The sequence below is a fragment of the Mesorhizobium sp. M1A.T.Ca.IN.004.03.1.1 genome, from assembly GCF_003997555.1.
Classification (GTDB): Bacteria; Pseudomonadota; Alphaproteobacteria; order Rhizobiales; family Rhizobiaceae; genus Mesorhizobium.
Map to the genome: position 1 here is coordinate 1 of NZ_RZTV01000976.1, position 241 is coordinate 241.

Here is a 241-nt window from a genome sequence, read left to right on the forward strand (position 1 = left end):
GCCATGTCGCCGCGCTCGATATAGGCGAAATACTGGCACAGCGGCAAAATCTCGCGCAGCAGCTGTCCGCTCAGGTTCCCGTCCGAATGGGCGTTGTTGCCGTCCGAGGCCTGGGCGCCATAGATATTCCATTCCGCCGGATCGAAACGCGCCGCGATGATCGCCCGCATTGCCGCTAGCGCACTGGAAACCAGCGTGCCGCCCGTTGCCGGGCCATAGAAGAAGGTTTCCTCGTCGACTT

1 protein-coding gene is annotated in these 241 nt (G+C 62.2%); it reads right to left on the reverse strand.

The window, feature by feature from the left end; translation table 11 throughout:
* Positions 1-241, reverse strand: a 241-nt coding sequence (locus EOD29_RS34590; protein ID WP_127248909.1) for a DUF444 family protein, incomplete at both ends; no start/stop codon positions are given.